This is a genomic window from uncultured Rhodoblastus sp., from assembly GCF_903903185.1.
Classification (GTDB): domain Bacteria; phylum Pseudomonadota; class Alphaproteobacteria; order Rhizobiales; family Beijerinckiaceae; genus Rhodoblastus.
The window spans coordinates 1-2,399 of record NZ_CAIUXT010000174.1; the positions used below are offsets into that span (position 1 = coordinate 1).

The following is a 2,399-nucleotide window of genomic DNA, read 5'->3' on the forward strand; positions in this document are numbered from 1 at the left end:
AGACCAAAATCCGTATTTTCGCCGGGTCTGGCGGCTGGCGACGACGATTTTCTGCCTGCGCCACGCCAGGCGGCTGATCGATCGATGTCCGGCGTGCCAACAGGCCTTGGTCCCGTTCGATCAGGCGGCGCTGGCGCCCCAGCATTTTTGCGCGCATTGCCTCTTTGATTTGCGGCGCGCCACGACGCCGCGAGTCCACGCGCTGGCCCGTCGGACGGCGCAAAGCTTCGCCGAATTCGGCCTCGGCCTGACCGCCGAAGACGCCGCCGCGCGCAAAGCCATTCTCGGGCTGCCGGCGCGGCGCGATCCGCCGCGATCGGCGGCCTTTACCGCGCTGTCGACCCGCGAGCGCGCCCTGTGTGTGATCGACCACAACGACGAGATCGAGGCGATTCTGGCCGCCGCCGGGCGCCACCCCGCCGTCGCGCCCGCCCCGCCAAAGATCTCCCTCGCCGCGCTTTTATCCGCCTACGCCGGTGTGCGGCGGCGCGGGCCTCACTCGTCGAAACCCGCCGACGGCGCCGCTTCGCCCTCCTCCTGATCGTCGTCGCGAATGAGCCCCAGGACGCGATCGAACTCGTCGCCGATGGCAGGCTTTTCTTCCAGATCCGATCCTCGCTCCAGCAGGCCCGCCTCTTCGAGGGCCTCGATATCGGGCAGGTCGCGCAAGCTTCCCAAGCCAAAAACCTCGAGAAAAAGCTTGGTCGTCACATAGGTCAGCGGCGCGCCCGGCGCCGGCGCGCGCGGGCCGGCGCCGATCAAGCCCAGACGCTTCAGGCGGGCGAAAATGTCGCGGCTTACCTCCTTGCCGGTCAGCTGCGACAATTCCCGGCGCGTCACCGGCTGCAGATAGGCGATGGCGGTCACCACCAGATGTTCGGTCTGGGTCAAGGCCTCGAATGGCGTTTTGCCGCCGCCCGACGCGCCGGCGGCGCGGATCGCGTCGGCGAACCGGGGCCTGGTGCGATGGCGCCAGCCGCCGGCGACAAAGGCCAATTCGTAAGGGCGATCGGCCAGTTCGTGCTGGATGTCGGCGATCAGCTCGTCGAGGCGGCAGTCTTCGCCGACCAGCAGGCTCAAAATTTCGCGCGGCACTGGCGCCACTGATGCGAAAATCGCCGCCTCGACGCGCCCCATCCATTCGCGCCAGCGCAAATCCGGCGGCAGGTCGGCGAGTTCGCGGTCGAACAGCAGGTCGCCTTGCGCGGGTGGCCGCATGGTCACAGCCCGTAGAGCCGGAAAGTGGGGCGCCGCGTCGTCTCGCGCAGCGCGCCAAGCTCGACCAGCCGCTCGAGAAAGCGCCGGGCGGCGCGGTCCGAGCCCAGTTGCGCCGATCCTGCGCGGCAGAGATCGCCGGCGGAGACGACATCGTCGGCGAGCAGCGCGGCGACGCCGCGCTCCGCGCCTTTGACGCGCAATGTCGCGGCGGCTGCGATCAGCCGGGCGGCGCGGCGCTCCAATTCGATTGCCTGGCCATGACAGGCCAGGGCCTCGCGCAAGACTTTGGCGTAGCGCTCGGCGACAGTTCCCCTGCGGCCGACGCCGGCCGCGCCAATCACGGACAACGGACGGGGCCAACCGAGGCGGCGAGCGAGGACAAGGTCGGCGGCCATGGCGGCGAGAACGTCGCCCTCCCCGGCTCCGGCGTCCAACGCCGCGACGCAGGAGTCCGCCGCCGCGAGCGCCGCCGCGAGCGGATCGGGATTTTCGGACGCGAGCGTCACGCCGTCGAAAGCGCCCGCCGGCGCCCGAACGCCAAGCGCCTCAGTGAGCGCCGCGAGGCTGGGGCCCGCGAGCCGCGCCGGCCGCGTCGAAAAATCGCGCCACAGGCGATAGAGTTTTCCCGCTGGGCCTGGATCGTCGCCAGGCCTTGTCAGATGGTGGGCGTCGCGCAGGCCCGCCTCGTCCTCGCGATGGCGCAGCAGGCGGGCGCCGGCCGCCGCCGCGCGCAAGGCCTGGCGCATGCGCACGGTCCCGATCCAGTTGGGGTCGGCGCGGACGATTTTGTCGACGGCGAGCAGGACCGCCCCGGCGGCGAAGGCCGGCGCGGCGCCCCCGAGCCAAGATGGAAGCGGCTGACAGAGCTGGGTTTTTTCCGTCGTCGAGGCCGCAACGGCCGCGCGCTTGCGGCGCGGCGGGGAGGGCGGAAGGAGAGCGAGACCGAGCGAATCCATGCCGGAAAGCATAGCCGACGGCGGCGCTTTGTCATCATAAATGCACCTAAACCGCCGCGCATGTCGTCTCTTTTTCATGTCCGTTAATGTTGCATTATCGGACATAATATGATGTGCTCCTGGACATGAGCAAATCAGCCAAAAAACCGCGTTTTTGCGAATGCCCTACCCCGGTCGCGCCGGCCGCCAGGGTATGGCAAGCCTCTAACCAATTGACGCGACTGC

At 69.2% G+C, this 2,399-nt stretch carries 2 protein-coding genes and 1 pseudogene; 1 reads left to right on the plus strand and 2 read right to left on the minus strand.

All coding sequences use genetic code 11. The annotated features are described in order from the left end of the window. Positions 1-541, plus strand: a pseudogene (locus QZY01_RS16270) (hypothetical protein); the annotation flags it as partial. Here QZY01_RS16270 and QZY01_RS16275 read toward each other — a convergent pair. Together QZY01_RS16275 and QZY01_RS16280 are read right to left on the minus strand one after the other, a co-directional pair. After that, positions 496-1,218, minus strand: coding sequence for an SMC-Scp complex subunit ScpB (locus QZY01_RS16275; RefSeq protein WP_294539114.1), 723 nt, complete (start codon positions 1,216-1,218; stop codon positions 496-498). The pseudogene QZY01_RS16270 and the gene QZY01_RS16275 sit on opposite strands and share 46 nt — an antisense overlap. A 2-nt stretch (positions 1,219-1,220) precedes the next feature. Then, the gene (locus QZY01_RS16280; RefSeq protein ID WP_294539117.1) at positions 1,221-2,174 is read right to left on the minus strand and encodes a DUF1403 family protein; all 954 of its coding nucleotides are present in this window, start codon (positions 2,172-2,174) and stop codon (positions 1,221-1,223) included. Between the last annotated feature and the right edge of the window lie 225 nt (positions 2,175-2,399).

Excerpts from the sequence above, each read along its gene's own strand:
- QZY01_RS16275 (WP_294539114.1), bottom strand. The coding sequence starts at position 1,218 with ATGCGGCCACCCGCGCAAGGCGACCTGCTGTTCGACCGCGAACTCGCC.
- QZY01_RS16280 (WP_294539117.1), bottom strand. The coding sequence starts at position 2,174 with ATGGATTCGCTCGGTCTCGCTCTCCTTCCGCCCTCCCCGCCGCGCCGC.